18 protein-coding genes are annotated in these 15,103 nt (G+C 74.4%); 12 read left to right on the top strand and 6 right to left on the bottom strand.

Features of this window, described 5'->3' with window-relative positions; all coding sequences use genetic code 11:
- Positions 1-12: 12 nt before the first annotated feature.
- A complete protein-coding gene (locus ACGFQ9_RS02705; protein ID WP_393570412.1) occupies positions 13-828 on the bottom strand; it encodes an MBL fold metallo-hydrolase in 816 nt (271 codons plus the stop codon).
- A 37-nt stretch (positions 829-865) separates the two neighbouring features.
- Between ACGFQ9_RS02705 and ACGFQ9_RS02700 the strand changes: the two genes are divergently transcribed.
- Complete coding sequence (locus ACGFQ9_RS02700; RefSeq protein WP_393570410.1) at positions 866-1,645, top strand: PIG-L deacetylase family protein; 780 nt, start codon at positions 866-868, stop codon at positions 1,643-1,645.
- An 84-nt stretch (positions 1,646-1,729) separates the two neighbouring features.
- Entirely contained in the window at positions 1,730-2,563 is an 834-nt protein-coding gene (locus ACGFQ9_RS02695) for an enoyl-CoA hydratase/isomerase family protein (protein ID WP_393570408.1), read from the top strand.
- 76 nt (positions 2,564-2,639) lie between these two features.
- On the opposite strand, the gene ACGFQ9_RS02690 is transcribed toward ACGFQ9_RS02695, so the two are convergent.
- Positions 2,640-3,140 carry a hypothetical protein gene (locus ACGFQ9_RS02690; RefSeq protein ID WP_393570406.1) on the bottom strand — a complete coding sequence of 167 codons (501 nt, stop codon included), beginning with the start codon at positions 3,138-3,140 and terminating at the stop codon, positions 2,640-2,642.
- 63 nt (positions 3,141-3,203) lie between these two features.
- Between ACGFQ9_RS02690 and ACGFQ9_RS02685 the strand changes: the two genes are divergently transcribed.
- Entirely contained in the window at positions 3,204-3,809 is a 606-nt protein-coding gene (locus tag ACGFQ9_RS02685) for a putative glycolipid-binding domain-containing protein (protein WP_393570404.1), read from the top strand.
- On the opposite strand, the gene ACGFQ9_RS02680 is transcribed toward ACGFQ9_RS02685, so the two are convergent.
- Both ACGFQ9_RS02680 and ACGFQ9_RS02675 read right to left on the bottom strand, forming a co-directional pair.
- The gene (locus ACGFQ9_RS02680) at positions 3,799-4,749 is read right to left on the bottom strand and encodes an SDR family oxidoreductase (RefSeq protein ID WP_393570402.1); all 951 of its coding nucleotides are present in this window, start codon (positions 4,747-4,749) and stop codon (positions 3,799-3,801) included. The two genes, ACGFQ9_RS02685 and ACGFQ9_RS02680, sit on opposite strands and share 11 nt — an antisense overlap.
- 58 nt (positions 4,750-4,807) lie before the next feature.
- Positions 4,808-6,523, bottom strand: coding sequence for a protein kinase (locus ACGFQ9_RS02675; RefSeq protein ID WP_393570400.1), 1,716 nt, complete (start codon positions 6,521-6,523; stop codon positions 4,808-4,810).
- Between the two features lie 225 nt (positions 6,524-6,748).
- Between ACGFQ9_RS02675 and ACGFQ9_RS02670 the strand changes: the two genes are divergently transcribed.
- The 3 genes from ACGFQ9_RS02670 to ACGFQ9_RS02660 all read left to right on the top strand — a co-directional run bounded on the left by ACGFQ9_RS02670 (position 6,749) and on the right by ACGFQ9_RS02660 (position 8,212).
- Positions 6,749-7,159 carry a VOC family protein gene (locus ACGFQ9_RS02670; protein WP_393570398.1) on the top strand — a complete coding sequence of 137 codons (411 nt, stop codon included), beginning with the start codon at positions 6,749-6,751 and terminating at the stop codon, positions 7,157-7,159.
- Between the two features lie 43 nt (positions 7,160-7,202).
- A complete protein-coding gene (locus ACGFQ9_RS02665; protein ID WP_393570396.1) occupies positions 7,203-7,685 on the top strand; it encodes a helix-turn-helix transcriptional regulator in 483 nt (160 codons plus the stop codon).
- A 62-nt stretch (positions 7,686-7,747) separates the two neighbouring features.
- The gene (locus tag ACGFQ9_RS02660) at positions 7,748-8,212 is read left to right on the top strand and encodes an iron chaperone (RefSeq protein WP_393570394.1); all 465 of its coding nucleotides are present in this window, start codon (positions 7,748-7,750) and stop codon (positions 8,210-8,212) included.
- Positions 8,213-8,291: 79 nt separating this feature from the next.
- On the opposite strand, the gene ACGFQ9_RS02655 is transcribed toward ACGFQ9_RS02660, so the two are convergent.
- Positions 8,292-9,344: a hypothetical protein gene (locus ACGFQ9_RS02655; protein ID WP_393570392.1), complete on the bottom strand. Its 1,053-nt coding sequence runs from the start codon at positions 9,342-9,344 to the stop codon at positions 8,292-8,294.
- Between the two features lie 184 nt (positions 9,345-9,528).
- Between ACGFQ9_RS02655 and ACGFQ9_RS02650 the strand changes: the two genes are divergently transcribed.
- The 3 genes from ACGFQ9_RS02650 to ACGFQ9_RS02640 are packed head-to-tail and all read left to right on the top strand — an operon-like array spanning position 9,529 to position 12,817.
- Positions 9,529-10,503, top strand: coding sequence for an NADPH:quinone oxidoreductase family protein (locus tag ACGFQ9_RS02650; protein ID WP_393570391.1), 975 nt, complete (start codon positions 9,529-9,531; stop codon positions 10,501-10,503).
- The gene (locus tag ACGFQ9_RS02645) at positions 10,503-11,699 is read left to right on the top strand and encodes an acyl-CoA dehydrogenase family protein (RefSeq protein WP_393570389.1); all 1,197 of its coding nucleotides are present in this window, start codon (positions 10,503-10,505) and stop codon (positions 11,697-11,699) included. The genes ACGFQ9_RS02650 and ACGFQ9_RS02645 overlap by 1 nt, the downstream gene beginning before the upstream one ends.
- On the top strand, positions 11,696-12,817 hold the full coding sequence (locus ACGFQ9_RS02640) for an acyl-CoA dehydrogenase family protein (protein WP_393570387.1): 1,122 nt from the start codon (positions 11,696-11,698) through the stop codon (positions 12,815-12,817). Before ACGFQ9_RS02645 ends, ACGFQ9_RS02640 begins: the two co-directional genes overlap by 4 nt.
- Before the next feature lie 19 nt (positions 12,818-12,836).
- Here ACGFQ9_RS02640 and ACGFQ9_RS02635 read toward each other — a convergent pair whose 3' ends face one another.
- Complete coding sequence (locus ACGFQ9_RS02635) at positions 12,837-13,070, bottom strand: hypothetical protein (RefSeq protein ID WP_393570386.1); 234 nt, start codon at positions 13,068-13,070, stop codon at positions 12,837-12,839.
- Positions 13,071-13,210: 140 nt separating this feature from the next.
- On the opposite strand from ACGFQ9_RS02635, the gene ACGFQ9_RS02630 reads away from it, so the two are divergent.
- From ACGFQ9_RS02630 to ACGFQ9_RS02620, 3 genes are read left to right on the top strand one after another with little or no spacing between them, the layout of a single operon-like run.
- Complete coding sequence (locus ACGFQ9_RS02630; protein WP_393570385.1) at positions 13,211-13,750, top strand: GNAT family N-acetyltransferase; 540 nt, start codon at positions 13,211-13,213, stop codon at positions 13,748-13,750.
- Positions 13,751-13,793: 43 nt separating this feature from the next.
- The gene (locus ACGFQ9_RS02625; protein WP_393570383.1) at positions 13,794-14,162 is read left to right on the top strand and encodes a tyrosinase family oxidase copper chaperone; all 369 of its coding nucleotides are present in this window, start codon (positions 13,794-13,796) and stop codon (positions 14,160-14,162) included.
- Between the two features lie 14 nt (positions 14,163-14,176).
- On the top strand, positions 14,177-15,043 hold the full coding sequence (locus ACGFQ9_RS02620) for a tyrosinase family protein (RefSeq protein WP_393570381.1): 867 nt from the start codon (positions 14,177-14,179) through the stop codon (positions 15,041-15,043).
- The last annotated feature ends 60 nt before the right edge of the window (positions 15,044-15,103 follow it).

Below are 15,103 nucleotides of genomic sequence, written 5' to 3'. Positions count from 1 at the left end.
GCGCCGGACGCGCTACGGCACCGGTGCCGACGGGTCCGCCGGATCGAGGAACGCCCGGGTCAGGTGGGCCGTCGCCAGCACCGCCCCGCGTTCCACGGCCATGGCCAGCAGCGCCTCGCGGGACAGCCGGGCGGTGACCGGATCCCGCTCGTACCGGTAGGACGTGGCCGGAGCGACCAGCTGCACCGGGTGCACCAGCGCGTCACCCGTGATCAGCACCGGCCGGTCCGAACGGCCGGGCCCGGTCACCAGCACCGCCTGGTGGCCGGGCGTGTGCCCGGGAGTGGGCAGCAGGGTCAGCCCTTCCCCGAGCCGGACCCGGCCGTCCGCCTCCTGCAACTGACCGGCCGCGCGCAGCGGTTCCACCACCCAGTCCCACACCGGGTCCTTCCGGCTCAGCGCTTCCGTCTCCGTGCGCTGGACGACGTACCGGGCGGCGGGGAACATCGGCTCGCCCTTGGCCCGCAGCGACCAGCCGACGTGGTCGTCGTGCAGGTGCGTGAGGACGACCGCCTCCACGTCCTCCGGCTCGATCCCGGCCTCCGCCAGGGCCGCGGGCAGCCGTCCCGGCACCGGGCACCAGTCGGCCCCCGGTCCCTCGGCCGGTCCCACCCCCGCGTCCACCAGAATCCAGCGTCCGCCCGGCCGGGCCACCGCGAAGCACCTGAAGTCCAGCCGCCAGCTGCCGTCCGGGCCGATCACGCCCGGGTCCACGGCGGCGGCCGCGGCCCAGTCCGCCTCGTCCGCGTCGGGGAAGGCGTCCTGGGTGCTCTTGAAGAAGAATCCGGTCGCGTCCAGCAGTGCCGTGACAAATCCGTGTCTCTCCACCGCCCCACCCTCGCACAGGTCGCCTATTGTGCGGATCATGACCGAGCAAACTGATCAGAACGGACAGGGCGGGCAGGCAGGGCAGTTGGAGCCGATGCCCACCGACTGGCAGCGCGCGCTGGCCGTGGTCGCCCACCCCGACGACCTCGAGTACGGCTGCGCCGCGGCGATCGCCGACTGGACCGACGGGGGCCGCGAGGTGGTCTACCTCCTCGCCACCCGGGGCGAGGCCGGCATCGACACGATCGCCCCGGAGGAGTGCGGGCCGCTGCGCGAGGCGGAGCAGCGGGCGAGCGCCGCCGTGGTCGGGGTGTCCGAGGTGGAGTTCCTGGACCACCGGGACGGCGTCCTCGAGTACGGCCTCGGCCTGCGCCGGGACATCGCGGCGGCGATCCGCCGGCACCGCCCCGAACTGGTGATCACCCTCAACCACCGGGACATCTGGGGCCAGGGCCCCGGCGGCTACTGGAACACCCCCGACCACAAGGCCGTGGGCCGGGCCACCCTCGACGCCGCCGCGGACGCCGGGAACCGCTGGATCTTCCCCGAGCTCATCTCGGAGCAGGGCCTGGAACCCTGGAACGGGGTGCGCTGGGTGGCCATCGCCGGCTCCAGCACCCCCACGCACGCCGCGGACGCCGGCCCCGGGCTGGAGCGGTCCGTCAAGTCCCTGATGGAGCACAAGGCGTACATCGAGGTGCTGACCGACCAGGACCCGGAGGAGTACTGCCGGACCTTCCTCACGGGCAACGCACAGCAGGCGGCGGCCCGCTTCGGCGGGCGCCCGGCGGTGACGTTCGAGGTCTTCCCGCGCTGACCCGCTCCCCGTAACCTGACCGCGCACAGGTAATCTGACAATCAGTCAGATCGCGTGCGCCTGGCCGCGGGGAGGGGGCATCCGGTGATCGACACCCTGTCCACGGAGATCGCCGAGGGTGAGGAGCGGATCCGCCTCGAGACCGGGGACGGCCTTGCCGTCCTCACCCTCTGCCGCCCCGACAAGCTCAACGGCTGGAGCTGGGAGTCCACCCGGCAACTGGGCCTGCTGGCCGACCGCATCCGCTTCGACGACACCGTCCGGGCGGTGCTGCTCCGCGCCGAGGGGCGCGCCTTCTGCGCGGGCATCGACGTCACCGCCCCCGGCGGTGCCATCAGCGGTGACTCGCCCGCCGCCCGCACCCGTGCCTACTACGAGGGCATCCGCTGGGTGCACGAACGCTTCACCGTCCTCAGCCGGCTCCCGCAGCCCGTCATCGCCGCCGTCCAGGGCTACTGCCTGGGCTTCGGCTTCGAACTCGCCCTGATGGCCGACATCCGGGTGGCCGCCGAGGATGCCGTGTTCGCCCTGCCCGAGGCCCGGCTCGGCGTGGCGGTCGACGCCGGCGGCGACCTGCGCATCGCCCGCGAGGCCGGCGCCGGCTGGGCGAAGTACCTGGCCCTGACCGGTCGCCGGATCGACGCCCGCACGGCGGAGCGCCTCCACCTCGTGCAGCAGGTCGTGGACCGGCCCGCCCTCGACACCACCGCCCGCGAACTCGCGGCCGGCATCGCGGCGAACGCCCCGCTCGCCGTCCAGGGCATCAAACGCTCGGTGGACGCCTTCGCCGACGCCGCCCTGCCGGCCGCCCTGGACCGCGTGGCGATGACCGCGGCCCTCACCCTCACCTCGGACGACTGCCGCGAGGGCTACACGGCCCAAACCGCCCGCCGCCCACCCCGCTTCGGGGGTCGCTAGGCGGGGCCGACGGGGCCGGCAGGGTCGGCGGGACGCGGCGCCGGCCCTCTCCCCGCGCTCCTGAGGGCGAGTCCGTTCAGTCGTCGGCGATCTGCAGGGCCAGCGCGAAGTGTTCGCCGTCCGTCCCGGCGAGCAGGGTGTCGAACAGGGTCGGGGTGAGCCCGTACACGGCGCCGCCCGCGTCGTCGTGGTTGGTCCACCAGCTGCCCTCGGGGCCGAGCAGGGCGACCACCCGGTCCGCCGCGCGCTCGGCGGTCCCCGTGGGCAGGTGCCGGTGGTCCGGCCAGACCAGGTCCACGGTCGCGAGGCGGGCCAGGAACGCCGCAGCCTCCTCCGTCTCCACCGGCTCCAGGCCGGCGCAGAGCACGTGGACGGGCGGCGGAACGTACCCGGACAGGTAGCGCTCCCAGGGCTCGTCGGCCGCGACGGCGGCCAGCAGCGTGCGCACGCGGGCCGCCAGCTCCGGCAGGTCGGGCTCCGGCTCGGTGAAGCGGCCGGCCGCCACGTACACCCGCCCGGGCGTGCACAGCTCCGCCAAGCGCGCTTCCAGCTCGGCCAGGCCCCCTGTGTCCCTCATGCCGGGATCCTACGTGCGGGCCGCCTCCCCGGGGACGGCCCGCGTGGCGGGTAGCGTGGTCCGGTGACCGAACGCACCGGAGTGACCGAACACCACGTCCTGACCTGGGACGTGACGGCCAGTGGGGGACTGGAGACCTCCTGGGTCGAGCTCGGCGCGGCGCCGCCGGCGCCGGGCGGGCTGCGGGCGCGGGGCCGGGCCGTGGGCACGGAGCCGGAGCCGTACTGGCTGTCGTACGCGCTGGAGACCGACGAGAGCCTCGTCACCCGGCACCTCACGGTGCGCGTCGAGGACGCCTCCCGGGTCCGGGAGCTGGACCTGCGCCGGTCGACGGCCGGGCACTGGACCGCCGACGGCCGTCCGCGCCCCGACCTGGAGGGCGCCCTCGACTGCGACCTCGGCCTGTGCCCGCTCACCAACACCATGCCCGTGCTCCGGCACGGCCTGCTCGGCGGGCCCGGCGAGCACACGTTCCTGATGGCCTGGGTGTCGGTGCCCGACCTGGCCGTCCGGCCGTCCCGGCAGACCTACACCCACCTCCGTGCCACCGAGGGCGGCGGCGCCCTCGTCCGCTACTCCTCCGGGGACTTCACCGCCGACGTCGAGTTCGACGCGGACGGCCTGGTGGTCGACTACCCGAGGTTGGCCCGCCGCCGGGTCAGCGCCTGAACGGCTCCCGCCCCAGCTGGGTGCGGACCGGCACGACCTCCGGGTTCACCACGGCCCGGCGCTGCCAGTTCGCGCCGTCCACCACGAGCGTGTGTCCGGTGATGTAGCGGGCGTACGGCGAGGCCAGGAAGGTGGCCGCCCAGCCGAGTTCGCGTGGCAGCCCGGCCCGCAGCGCGGGCTGCCGCCGGTCCGCGGCCGCCCCCTGCCCGGCCCGTGCCATCCCGTCACGGATCGCCTCCGTCATGTCCTCGTGCGGGAACAGGCCCGGCACCAGCCCGTTGATCCGGATGCCGTACGGGCCCCACTCCACGGCAAGGGTCTCCACCAGGTTCTTCACCCCCGCCTTGGCGGCGGCGGACGCCGCGAAGCCGGGACCGCCGGTCCACGCGTACGAGGCGCCGAGACTGACGATCGAGCCGGGCGTGCCAGCCGCCAGGTGGCGCCGGCCGAACTCCCGGGTCATGAACCAGGTGCCGGTGAGCGTGATGTCGACGACCGCGCGCCAGCCGTTGGGGGAGAGGTCCTCAGCCGGGCAGGGGAAGTTCGCCGCGGCGTTGTTCACCAGCACGTCGGGCGTGCGCCCGGCCGCCGCCTCGGCCTCGTCGAACACCTCCGCCACCCGCTCGGGGTCCCGGATGTCGCACACCGCGACCGCCACCCGGCCCGAGCCCGGCACGGCCGCCAGCTCCTCCCGGGCGCCGAGCAGATGTTCCTCGTGGCGGCTCGCGATCAGCAGGTCAGCGCCCAGCCGGGCGAACTCGGCGGCCACGGCCCGGCCGAGCCCGGTACCGCCGCCGGTCACCAGCACCAGCTGCCCGGCGTAGGTACCGGCGGGGAGCGCCGCGGCTCCGGGCGGGGGTGGAGCGGGCAGTCCCGGCAGCCCGTTGCCGCTCGCGCGGCCTCCGTCGCTTCCGTCAACCGGCTGTTCCGTGTCCGTCATGCGGGCATCGATAGCGCGCCCGGCCGCAGATGGCCATGGTCATGACCGTGGCGCGTGTTCAGCGGGCGCCGGCCCGGTCCAGGACCTTGCCGGTGCAGTCGGGGACGTCGGAGCCGTCCGCCGCCTTGGCCTCTTCGTCGCCGTTGAGGTAGTAGGCGGACACCCAGGCCCTACTGCCGTTAGGGCCCATGTCCGTCAACAGCCACCACGAGTTCCAGATATCGCCCAGGCCGTTGACGTTCCCGCCCCGGGTGCGGCAGTACACGTGGGCGCGGCCGGCCCCGAACTCGCCGAGATCGGTGCCGGACTTGGACGGCTCGCTGCGGATGACACCCGCGAGCACGAAGGTCACCGGCACCTTGGATACGTCGGCCCCGGGTGTGGCGGTGTGTGGCGGCGGTGTCGTCGTGGGAGCCGTGGGCTTCGGAGTCTGCGTCGGGGTCTGCGACGGGCTGGTCGTGGGGTTCGTGGACGGCACGACGGACCCCGGGCCCGCGGTGGACGCGGTGTCCCTGTCCTCCCGCTGGGAGCTGACGTAGAGCACGGCCGAGACGGCGAGGGCCGCGGCGGACAGCACGGCGCTGCCCGCGAGCACGGCACGGCGCAGCCAGGCCGTCCCGGCGGAGCCGGGAGCGGCCCTCGTCCCGGCGTCCGTACGGCCGCCCTGGCCTTCCTCCGCACGGGCGTCTCCGCCGGCCACCGCTCGGCCGTCCCGGCCGGCCACCGCACCGGCTCGGGTGCTCGCTTCCGCACCGGCCGTCCCGGCGGCCCCCGGAGGGACGTCCGGCACCCGTCCCGGTGCGGGGGCCGGTACCGGCTCCGGCAGGAGTCCCGGAGCCGGATCCACGACCGTGGGCTCCGGACCCGTGACCGCCGTCGTCCTCCGCACGGCACGGGCGACCGGAGCGGGCAGCCAGTGTTCGGGGACCGAGAGCCGGGCGGTGGCGGGGCGGTCGCCGCGCGCCGCCGTCAGCAGCTCCAGGAGCTCCGGGACACCCGGCCGCCGTTCCGGCTCCCTGGACAGGCAGCGTCGCACCACGTCCCGCAGCCCGGCCGGCAGCCGCGCGAGGTCGGGCTCCTCGTGCACGGCACGGTAGGCCACCACGATGGCCGGGCCCGACCCGAACGGGCCTTCTCCGGTGGCCGTCCAGGCCAGGACCACCCCCAGCGCGAAGACGTCGGCGGCCGGCCCGACCGGACCTCCGGTCACCTGCTCGGGGGACATGAACCCAGGGGTCCCGATGATGTCCCCGGTCTTGGTCACCTTGTCCGCCTCGGCGGTACCGGCGACGGAGATCCCGAAGTCGATCACGCGCGGCCCGTCCGCCGACAGCAGCACGTTCGTCGGCTTCAGGTCCCGGTGCACCACCCCGGCCGTGTGAATCGCCTCCAGCGCCTCGGCCAGCCCCGCCCCCAGCGCGAGGACGGAGTCCGGCGCCCACGGCCCGTGCGCGGTCACGGCATCGTCCAGGGACAGGCCGGGGACGTAGGCGGTGGCCAGCCAGGGCGGGTCCCCGTCCGGATCGGCGTCCACCACGGCGGCGGTGAAGACGCCGTTCACCCGGCGGGCGGCCGCCACCTCGCGTGCGAACCGGCGCCGGAAGTGCCCGTCCCCCGCCAGATCCGGCCGTACGACCTTGACCGCCATGGCGCGTCCGCCCGGCGAGTGCCCGAGGTACACCCGGCCCATGCCGCCCGCACCGAGCCGGGAGACGATCCGGTACCGCCCCACCTGCCGCGGATCTCCTGCCTCCAGGGCAGCGCCCACCGTCATGCTCATCCCCCCGTACCGCCCGACCCACCGGGGCGGGAGACTATCCAGCGCACCGGCCGACCGCCAGTCCACGCAGGGTCTGGCGGCCCCGGCGCGCGGACCTCCTCCCCGGGGTACGCGACTCGGCACAGGGGGCGCCCCCGGGAACGACCGCGGGGGCGCCGCACGAACAGTGATCAGGATTCGAGAAGCGCGGCGCGGGCAACCGCCTCTAGCCTGCTCGACATGGACATCACCATTCACACGACCTCCCTCCCGCACGACGACCCGGACGCGTCGCTCGCGTTCTACCGGGACGTCCTCGGCTTCGAGGTCCGCAGCGATGTCGGGCAGGGCAGGATGCGCTGGATCACGGTCGGCCCGGCCGGTCAGCCGGGCACGTCGATCCTGCTGGCGCCGCCCGCCGCCGATCCCGGCATCACCGAGGCCGAGCGCCGCACCATCACCGAGATGATGGCCAAGGGCACCTACGGCTGGATCCTGCTGGCCACCCCGGATCTCGACGCGGTGTTCGAAAAGGTGCAGGCCGGTGACACCGAGGTCGTCCAGGAGCCGACCGAGCAGCCGTACGGCGTCCGCGACTGCGCGTTCCGCGACCCCGCGGGCAACCTGGTCCGTATCCAAGAGCTCCGCTGAGCCGCACTGGCCGGTACGGCGAGAGACGAAGGGGAGGGTTCTCATGTGCAAGCCCGAATGGCGGCGGGCACGCGTCCAGGCACAGCGTCTGGCCGATCTCGCGCTGCTGCGCCGCGTCCGCGACCGGATCGACAGGGAATACGCCGAGCCGCTGAACGTGGAGGCGCTCGCCCGCGAGGTGAACGTGCCCGCCGGGCACCTGAGCCGGCAGTTCCGGGCCGCGTACGGCGACTCGCCCTACGGGTACCTGATGACGCGTCGCATCGAACGTGCGGCGGCGCTGCTGCGGCGGGGCGATCTCACCGTGAACGAGGTGTGCTTCGCGGTCGGCTGCGCCTCGCCGGGCACGTTCACCACCCGTTTCACCGAGCTGGCCGGCATGCCGCCGGGGGCCTTCCGGCGCCGGGCGGCGGCCGCGGCGACCGCGGCGGCCGCGGGGGAGGGGATGCCGGCGTGCGTGGCGAGACATCTCCCCGGACCGGCCAGGAATCGGGAAGCCCCGGCCGCCGCCCAGCCCCTGGCGTGATGGTCATGGCGACCACCACTTCACTTCCGCCCCACCCGACCCCGTACGAGAGGAAACCCGCCATGCCGAACACGAACTCGCCCGCGGACAAGTACGACGGATTCACCGCCGAGGAGCGGGCCGCGATGAAGGAGCACGCGCGCGAGCAGAAGCAGGCGGCGGCGCGGCGCGGTGCGTCCAAGGCGGAGAAGGAGGCGGCGGCGGAGCGGGAGGTGCTCGCGAAGATCGCCGAGATGGCGGAGGCGGACCGCCTCCTCGCCGAGCGGATCCACGAGATCGTCCGGACCGCCGCTCCGGACCTCGCGCCCAAGCTCTGGTACGGGATGCCCGCGTACGCCAGGGACGGCAAGGTCGTCTGCTTCTTCCAGAGCGCGGAGAAGTTCAAGTCGAGGTACGCCACGCTCGGCTTCAGCGACCAGGCGGCGCTCGACGACGGCGCCCTGTGGCCGACCTCCTATGCCGTGCGGGAACTGACACCGGCCGACGAAGACCGCATCAGCGCGCTCGTCAAGACGGCGGTGGGCTGAGACCGGCCGGGCAAGCGGTCGTGAACGCCGGGCCGGGGGGCCGGGATCCCGCGGGACGGGCGGCCCCTCGCCGTCCCCGTCACCGCTCCCCGGCCCAGTACGCGGCCCGCACTTCCCCCTCCGCGAAGTCCCGGCGCGGCAGCCGCAGGCCGAGGGACTCCTCCAAGGCGTGGAAGTACAGCTCGTACGTGTTGGTCAGTTCGGGGTGGTCGAGCTCGGCGCGGCGCACGGCACGGTTGAGGAAGTCCAGCTCGCCGCCCCGCAGATAGGGGGCACGGCCGCGCTCGTACCAGATCAGCTCCAGAATGCCCCAGTCGTCGTCGACCCGGCGGCCGTCCCTCATGTAGTCGAAGGTGTAGATGGCCTTCGCGGAGGTGGCGGTCAGCCACACGCTCTCCTTGATCCCGAGCGCCGCGTACGCCTCCCGGTCGGCGAAGGACCCCGACGGCGTGTCGTGGTAGAGCAGGTACGTCCACCCGCCCGCCTCCCCGAAACAGCAGCTCTCCCACTGCCGGTCCCAGTGGGCCCGGCCGCCGTCCCCGGCCAGCAGGTCCTTCAGGCGCGTACCGGCCGCGACCTGCGCGGGATCGGCTCCGTAGAGCAGGGCCAGCCGCTCGGCGTCGACGGTTCGCCCGGGCTCCGCGCGGTAGAAGGCAAGGGTCGTGTACGGGTCCTGGTCACGCCAGGAGCGGGCTATCCAGGCAAGCCCCTCCAGCGGGTCGCGCCCGCACGCCTCGACCGTCCCCGTGTCGTCCAGGCCGCCGCTCCGGAACCGTCTGCCCCACACCGGATCGATCCGGTCCAGCGCGTCGGCCACTTCCTCGAGGCTGCCGCCGCGCCGGCGCATCGCGGCCTCGGCGATCAGGTACACCGCCTGCTCGAGATCGCGGGTGGCGAAGACCTCCCGGTAGGGGCCGTGGCGGCCGTGCACGGTGCCGTCCTCGCCCAGCAGCAGGAACAGGCCGCCGTCCTCTGCTTCCTCCGCTTCCTCTGCTTCCTCCGCGCGATCGGCCCACTCCTCCAGCTCGTCGTCCGAGAGTGCCACGGGCGGCAGCCCGACCCCGTCGAGCAGGGTGTGTCCGGCGGCCGCCCGCTGCCAGGCCTCCGCGAGTGTCCGCTTGGTGATCTCCATGGCGCCAGCATAGGAAGGCCCTCCGACAATCGGTCGGCCCCCGCGACCGGTTCGGCCTCCGGCGGCGACCGGCGCGCTGCGGCCGGGTGGTTCCCAGAGGGGCAAGCGACCGCTTAGTATGCCGACGGGTGCGGACCCCGCACTGCCCCCGCACGGACCCCTCGACGGCGGCTGGAGGCCCCGGATGCAGGCATGGCGCGTACACACCCACGGCGAGCCCCGCGAGGTCATGCGGCTCGACGAGGTCCCGGAGCCGCAACCCCGCGACGGCGAGGTGAGACTCCGGGTACGGGCGGCCGGCGTCAACTTCCCCGACGCCCTGCTCTGCCGCGGCCAGTACCAGATCCGCCCGCCGCTGCCCTTCACCCCCGGTGTGGAGATCTGCGGCGAGACCGAGGACGGCCGCCGGGTCATCGCCAACCCCGCCCTGCCGCACGGCGGTTTCGCCGAGTACGTCACCGCCCCCGAGGCCGCGCTGCTCCCCGCCCCGGACGCCCTCGACGACGCCGAGGCGGCCGCCCTGCACATCGGCTACCAGACCGGCTGGTTCGGCCTGCACCGGCGGGCCCGCCTCCAGCCGGGCGAGACCCTGCTCGTGCACGCCGCCGCGGGCGGGGTCGGCAGTGCCGCCGTCCAGCTCGGCAAGGCGGCCGGGGCCACCGTCATCGGCGTGGCCGGCGGCAAGGACAAGGCGGCCGCCGCCCAGGCGCTCGGCTGCGACCTGGTGATCGACCGCACGACCGAGGACGTGGCGGCGCGGGTGAAGGAGTTCACCGGCGGGCGCGGCGCCGACGTGGTGTACGACCCCGTGGGCGGGGACGCGTACGCCGCCTCCGCCAAGTGCGTGGCCTTCGAGGGCCGCATCCTGGTCGTCGGCTTCGCGAGCGGCGGCATCCCCAGCCCCGCCCTCAACCACGCACTGATCAAGAACTACTCGATCGTCGGCCTGCACTGGGGTCTCTACGCGGCGAAGGACCCCGCCGCGGTCCTCGCCTGCCACGCCGAACTCACCAGGCTCGCCGCCGAAGGGGTCGTCAAACCCCTGGTCGGCGAACGGGTCCCGCTCTCCGGCGCCGCCGACGCCGTCCAGCGGGTGGCGGACGGCACCACCACCGGCCGCCTGGTCGTCGTACCGGGCGCGGACGGGGGAGGCGCCTGATGGCAACCGCACAGCCCCTCACCGAGGCCGGACTGGCCGCCCGTACCCGCGAGTTCCTCGCCGCCCACCCGCCCGCCGCCACCGGCCGGGAGGAGTTCCTCCGGGCCCGCTTCGACGCCGGACTGGCCTGGGTCCACTACCCCGAGGGCCTCGGCGGACTGGCCGCCCCCCGCGCCCTGCAGGCCGTCGTCGACGCCGTACTCGAAGCCGCGGGGGCGCCCGACAACGACCCGCGCCGCATCGGCATCGGCCTCGGCATGGCCGCGCCCACCCTCCTCGCCCACGGCACGGAGGAGCAGAAACGCCGCTTCCTGCGGCCGCTGTGGCTGGGGGAGGAGGTCTGGTGCCAGCTGTTCAGCGAACCCGGCGCCGGATCGGACCTCGCCGCCCTCGGCACCCGAGCCGTCCGGGACGGCGACTTCTGGGTGGTGGACGGCCAGAAGGTGTGGACCTCCAGCGCCCACACCGCCCGCTGGGCCATCCTGATCGCCCGCACCGACCCCGACCTGCCCAAGCACCGGGGCATCACCTACTTCCTGTGCGACATGACCGACCCGGGGGTCGAGGTCCGCCCGCTCCGCCAGATCACCGGCGAGGCCGAGTTCAACGAGGTGTTCCTCACCGGGGTCCGGATCCCCGACGCGCACCGGCTCGGCGCCGTCGGCCAGGGCTGGGAGGTCGCCCGGACCACCCTGATGAACGAACGCGTCTCCATCGGCGGCATGCGCCTCCCGCGCGAGGGCGGCATGATCGGCAAGGCCGCCGCCGTCTGGCGGGACCGCCCCGGACTGCGCACCCACGCCCTGCACGACCGGCTGCTCACCCTGTGGGTGGAGGCCGAGGTCGCCCGCCTCACCGCCGAACGCCTCCGCCAGCAGCTCGCCGCCGGAGCCCCCGGCCCCGAGGGCTCCGGCATGAAGCTCGCCTTCGCCCGGCTGAACCAGGAGATCAGCGGCTTCGAGGTCGAACTCCTCGCCGAGGACGGGCTGCTGTACCAGGACTGGACCCTGAGGCGGCCCGAACAGGTCGACTTCACCGGCCGGGACGCGGGCTACCGCTACCTGCGGGCCAAGGGCAACTCGATCGAAGGGGGCACCAGCGAGGTCCTCCTCAACATCGTCGCCGAACGGGTCCTCGGCCTGCCCGCCGAACCACGCGACGACAAGGACCTCCCCTGGAAGGACCTGGCCCGATGACCGAGAGCCCGATGACCGAGAGCACCGCCCCGGACCTGCTCTACACGGACACGGAGGACGGACTCCGATCGGCGGTGCGCGCCCTGCTCGCCGACCACGGCGGCCCGGCGGCCGTCGTGGCCCGGCTGGAGTACCCGCAGCCGTACGACGAGGGGCTCTGGCAGACCCTCGCCGCCGGGATCGGAGCCGCCGGACTCCTGATCCCCGAGAAGCTCGGCGGACAGGGCGCCGGCCACCGCGAAGCGGCCGTGGTGCTGGAGGAACTCGGCCGGGCCGCGACCCCGGCCCCGTACCTGACCAGCGCGGTCGTGGCCACCGAGATACTGCTGGCCTGCGTGCCGGAATCGGCGGAGGCGGCGGACCTGCTGGGCCGGCTCGCCGGCGGGCGCGGCCTGTGCGTGGCGGCGCTGCCGCTCACCCTCGGCCCGGGCGGCCCCCTGCCCGCCGACGCCACCCCGCCCGCCGGCGGCACGGTGAAGGCGGTCGCGGACGCGGTGGCCGCCGACACCTTCCTGGTCCACTCCGCGAGCGGCCTGTACGCGGTGCCCGCCGAGGCCGTCACCCTGTCCCCGCAGGTCCCGCTCGACCTGACCCGCCCGCTCGCCGCGGTCACCCCGCGGGAGGCCGCGGGCACCAGGCTGGCCGGCCCGGAGACCGCCCGCGCCGCCGTGGAGCGCGGGCTGCTCGCCGGAGCGGGCCTGCTGGCCTCCGAACAGCTCGGGCTCGCCGACTGGTGCCTGACCGAGACCGTGGCGCACCTGCGCACCCGGCACCAGTTCAACCGCCCGGTCGGCTCCTTCCAGGCGCTCAAGCACCGGGTGGCCGCGCTCTGGCTGGAGACCGCCTCGGCCCGCGCGGCGGCCCGCGCCGCGGCGGACGCCCTCGCCACGGGCGCACCGGACGCGCCGCTGCTCGTCTCGGTGGCCCAGGCGTACTGCTCGGGCGTCGCCGTACGGGCGGCGGAGGAATGCGTCCAGCTGCACGGCGGCATCGGCATGACCTGGGAGCACCCGGCACACGTGTACCTCAAGCGGGCCAAGGCGGACGCGTCGGCGTTCGGCTCCGCCGCCTTCCACCGCACCCGGGTCGCGGCCCTCACCCGCCTCCCGCCGCCCTGACCCGCTGCTCCGCGATCCGCTAATGGCGCCAGCGGAACTTGCCCCCGCCCACCCAGCGGACGGATTCCGGGTCGTCCAGGTCGCGGATCGTCACGCCCGCGTCCGCGGCGATGAGGATCACGTCCGTCATGGACTTCGCGAAGCCGACGACCTCGCCGTCGATCTCGACGATGCGGAAGGGCGGGTCGCCGTCCTGCACTCCCAGCACGGTGACCCGCGCGGAGGGAATGTACGGCATCGTGCCTTCGGTCATGCTCGGAACGGTTCCACGCCGCGGCCGCTCCCGCAATCGGACGGGGACGCGGGCGTGGGGCCGCCGGAGCCGGTCATCCGGACGCCGGCCGTCCGCCCCCCGCCCGCGGACGCGGCCCGCGTGATCCTTACCCTGGCCGGATGACGACGGTCACGATCACCCCGCTGGACGCAGCCGGACTGCGTGCCCACCGGGACGAACTCGCCGGACTCCTGCTCGCCGTGGTCGCCGGCGGCGCCTCTCTCGGCTTCCTCGCCGGCCTCGACCACGCGGGCGCCGCCGCCTGGTGGGACTCGCTGGAGCCCGCCGTCACGGACGGGGCGCTCGCCCTCTGGGTGTCCCGTACCGAAGGCCCTGACGGCCCGGGTCCCGTCGACGGCACCGTCAGCTGGTACCGGGAGTCCAAGCCCAACGGACGGCACCGCGCCGAACTGCGCAAACTGATGGTCCACCCCGAGGCCCGCGGCCGCGGCACCGGTCGGGCCCTGCTCGCCGAGGCCGAGGCGGCCGCCGCCCGGGCCGGCGTCGTCCTGCTCTTCCTCGACACCGAGACCGGCAGCGGCGCCGAACAGGTCTACCGCAACGCCGGCTGGACCGAAGCGGGCACCATCCCCGACTACGCCACCGACCCCGCCGGCAACCTCCGCCCCACCACCCTCTTCTGGAAGCACCCGAGCTGACCCGGCGCGGGTGACCTCGCCCGCCGCACCGCGTTAACCCGGTATGAGAGCCAGCCTGTTCACCCGTCGCGCGTTCCTGCGCACCGCGTTCACCGCGACCGTCCTCGCCGGCACGGGCGCCGCCCTCTCCCCGCTGCTCCGGGCCCGCCGTCCCCGTCCCGTCACCGCCCCGGCCGAGGGCGTCGTCCCGGTCGTGGAGGAGTCCTACCGGGGCCGGCACATCGCGGTGGACCACACCGGCGTCCGGATCGACGGGCGCACCCTGCACGTGATGCGCCGCGCGGACGGCAGCTACCTCAGCGCGGTCAACCACTTCGAGTCCTTCGCCACGCCCCTGGAACTCGCCCGGGCCGCCGTCGACGAGCTCGGCACCGGCCGGCTCGCCCCCGTGCCCGCCCTGCACCACGCCTGACCGGAGGAACCCGCTTGTACACCCGGCAGAACCAGAAGAACCTCACCTCCGCGCAGAAGAAGCGGTTCGTGGCGGCCCTCCTGGAGCTCAAGCGCAACGGTACGTACGACGCCTTCGTCCGGACCCACGACCGCTATTTCGTGCCGGACCGGGACAGCAAGCTCAGAGTCGGCCACATGTCCCCGTCGTTCTTCCCCTGGCACCGCCGGTACCTGCTCGACTTCGAGGCCAAGCTGCGCGAGCTCGACCCCGGCATCGCCATCCCCTACTGGGACTGGACCGCCGACCGCAGCCCGGTCGGCGGCCTGTGGTCCGACGACTTCATGGGCGGCACCGGACGGGAGTCCGACCGGAAGGTGATGACCGGCCCGTTCGCCCACGACAACGGCAACTGGAACATCACCGTGGGCGTCACCGAGGGCCGCTTCCTCACCCGCAACCTCGGCCGGCCGAACAACCCGATCACCCTGCCCACCGCCGAGGAACTCCAGTGGGCCATCGACGACCCGGTCTACGACACCGACCCCTGGAACTCCACCGCCCGCGACGGCGGGTTCCGCAACAAACTGGAGGGCTGGGCGGCGCCCCGCAGCGAGCGGTGGCGCAACCACAACAAGGTCCACCAGTGGATCGGCGGGCACATGACCGGCGGGGCCGCGCCCAATGACCCGGTGTTCTGGCTGCACCACTCCTTCGTGGACCTGCTCTGGGACCGCTGGCAGCGCAGGCACCCCCGCTCCGGCTACCTGCCGGACCGCCCGCTGCGGCTCGGCGACCTCCAGCGCGGCCGGGTGATCTCCCTGGACGAGCCCATGCCGCCGTGGAACATCCCGCCCCGCGACATGCTCGGCCACCAGGGCATCTACCGCTACGAGAGCTAGACGGCGTTCCTTTCCGAGGTCGTTCGCGTCGATGGTGAAGCCGCCGAGCGCCGGCGAACT

It is taken from the genome of Streptomyces sp. NPDC048603 (assembly GCF_043199475.1).
Classification (GTDB): Bacteria; Actinomycetota; Actinomycetes; order Streptomycetales; family Streptomycetaceae; genus Streptomyces.
Note: the sequence above shows the minus strand (reverse complement) of the source record. Positions and strands in the feature narration are given on the sequence as shown.

Coding starts and splice junctions, on each gene's coding strand:
- ACGFQ9_RS02665 (WP_393570396.1), top strand. CDS start 7,203: ATGTGCAAGCCCGAATGGCGGCGGGCACGCGTCCAGGCACAGCGTCTG.
- ACGFQ9_RS02690 (WP_393570406.1), bottom strand. CDS start 3,140: ATGAGGGACACAGGGGGCCTGGCCGAGCTGGAAGCGCGCTTGGCGGAG.
- ACGFQ9_RS02645 (WP_393570389.1), top strand. CDS start 10,503: ATGGCAACCGCACAGCCCCTCACCGAGGCCGGACTGGCCGCCCGTACC.
- ACGFQ9_RS02680 (WP_393570402.1), bottom strand. CDS start 4,749: ATGACGGACACGGAACAGCCGGTTGACGGAAGCGACGGAGGCCGCGCG.
- ACGFQ9_RS02625 (WP_393570383.1), top strand. CDS start 13,794: ATGAGAGCCAGCCTGTTCACCCGTCGCGCGTTCCTGCGCACCGCGTTC.
- ACGFQ9_RS02670 (WP_393570398.1), top strand. CDS start 6,749: ATGGACATCACCATTCACACGACCTCCCTCCCGCACGACGACCCGGAC.
- ACGFQ9_RS02630 (WP_393570385.1), top strand. CDS start 13,211: ATGACGACGGTCACGATCACCCCGCTGGACGCAGCCGGACTGCGTGCC.
- ACGFQ9_RS02700 (WP_393570410.1), top strand. CDS start 866: ATGACCGAGCAAACTGATCAGAACGGACAGGGCGGGCAGGCAGGGCAG.
- ACGFQ9_RS02660 (WP_393570394.1), top strand. CDS start 7,748: ATGCCGAACACGAACTCGCCCGCGGACAAGTACGACGGATTCACCGCC.
- ACGFQ9_RS02640 (WP_393570387.1), top strand. CDS start 11,696: ATGACCGAGAGCCCGATGACCGAGAGCACCGCCCCGGACCTGCTCTAC.
- ACGFQ9_RS02655 (WP_393570392.1), bottom strand. CDS start 9,344: ATGGAGATCACCAAGCGGACACTCGCGGAGGCCTGGCAGCGGGCGGCC.
- ACGFQ9_RS02635 (WP_393570386.1), bottom strand. CDS start 13,070: ATGACCGAAGGCACGATGCCGTACATTCCCTCCGCGCGGGTCACCGTG.
- ACGFQ9_RS02650 (WP_393570391.1), top strand. CDS start 9,529: ATGCAGGCATGGCGCGTACACACCCACGGCGAGCCCCGCGAGGTCATG.
- ACGFQ9_RS02675 (WP_393570400.1), bottom strand. CDS start 6,523: ATGACGGTGGGCGCTGCCCTGGAGGCAGGAGATCCGCGGCAGGTGGGG.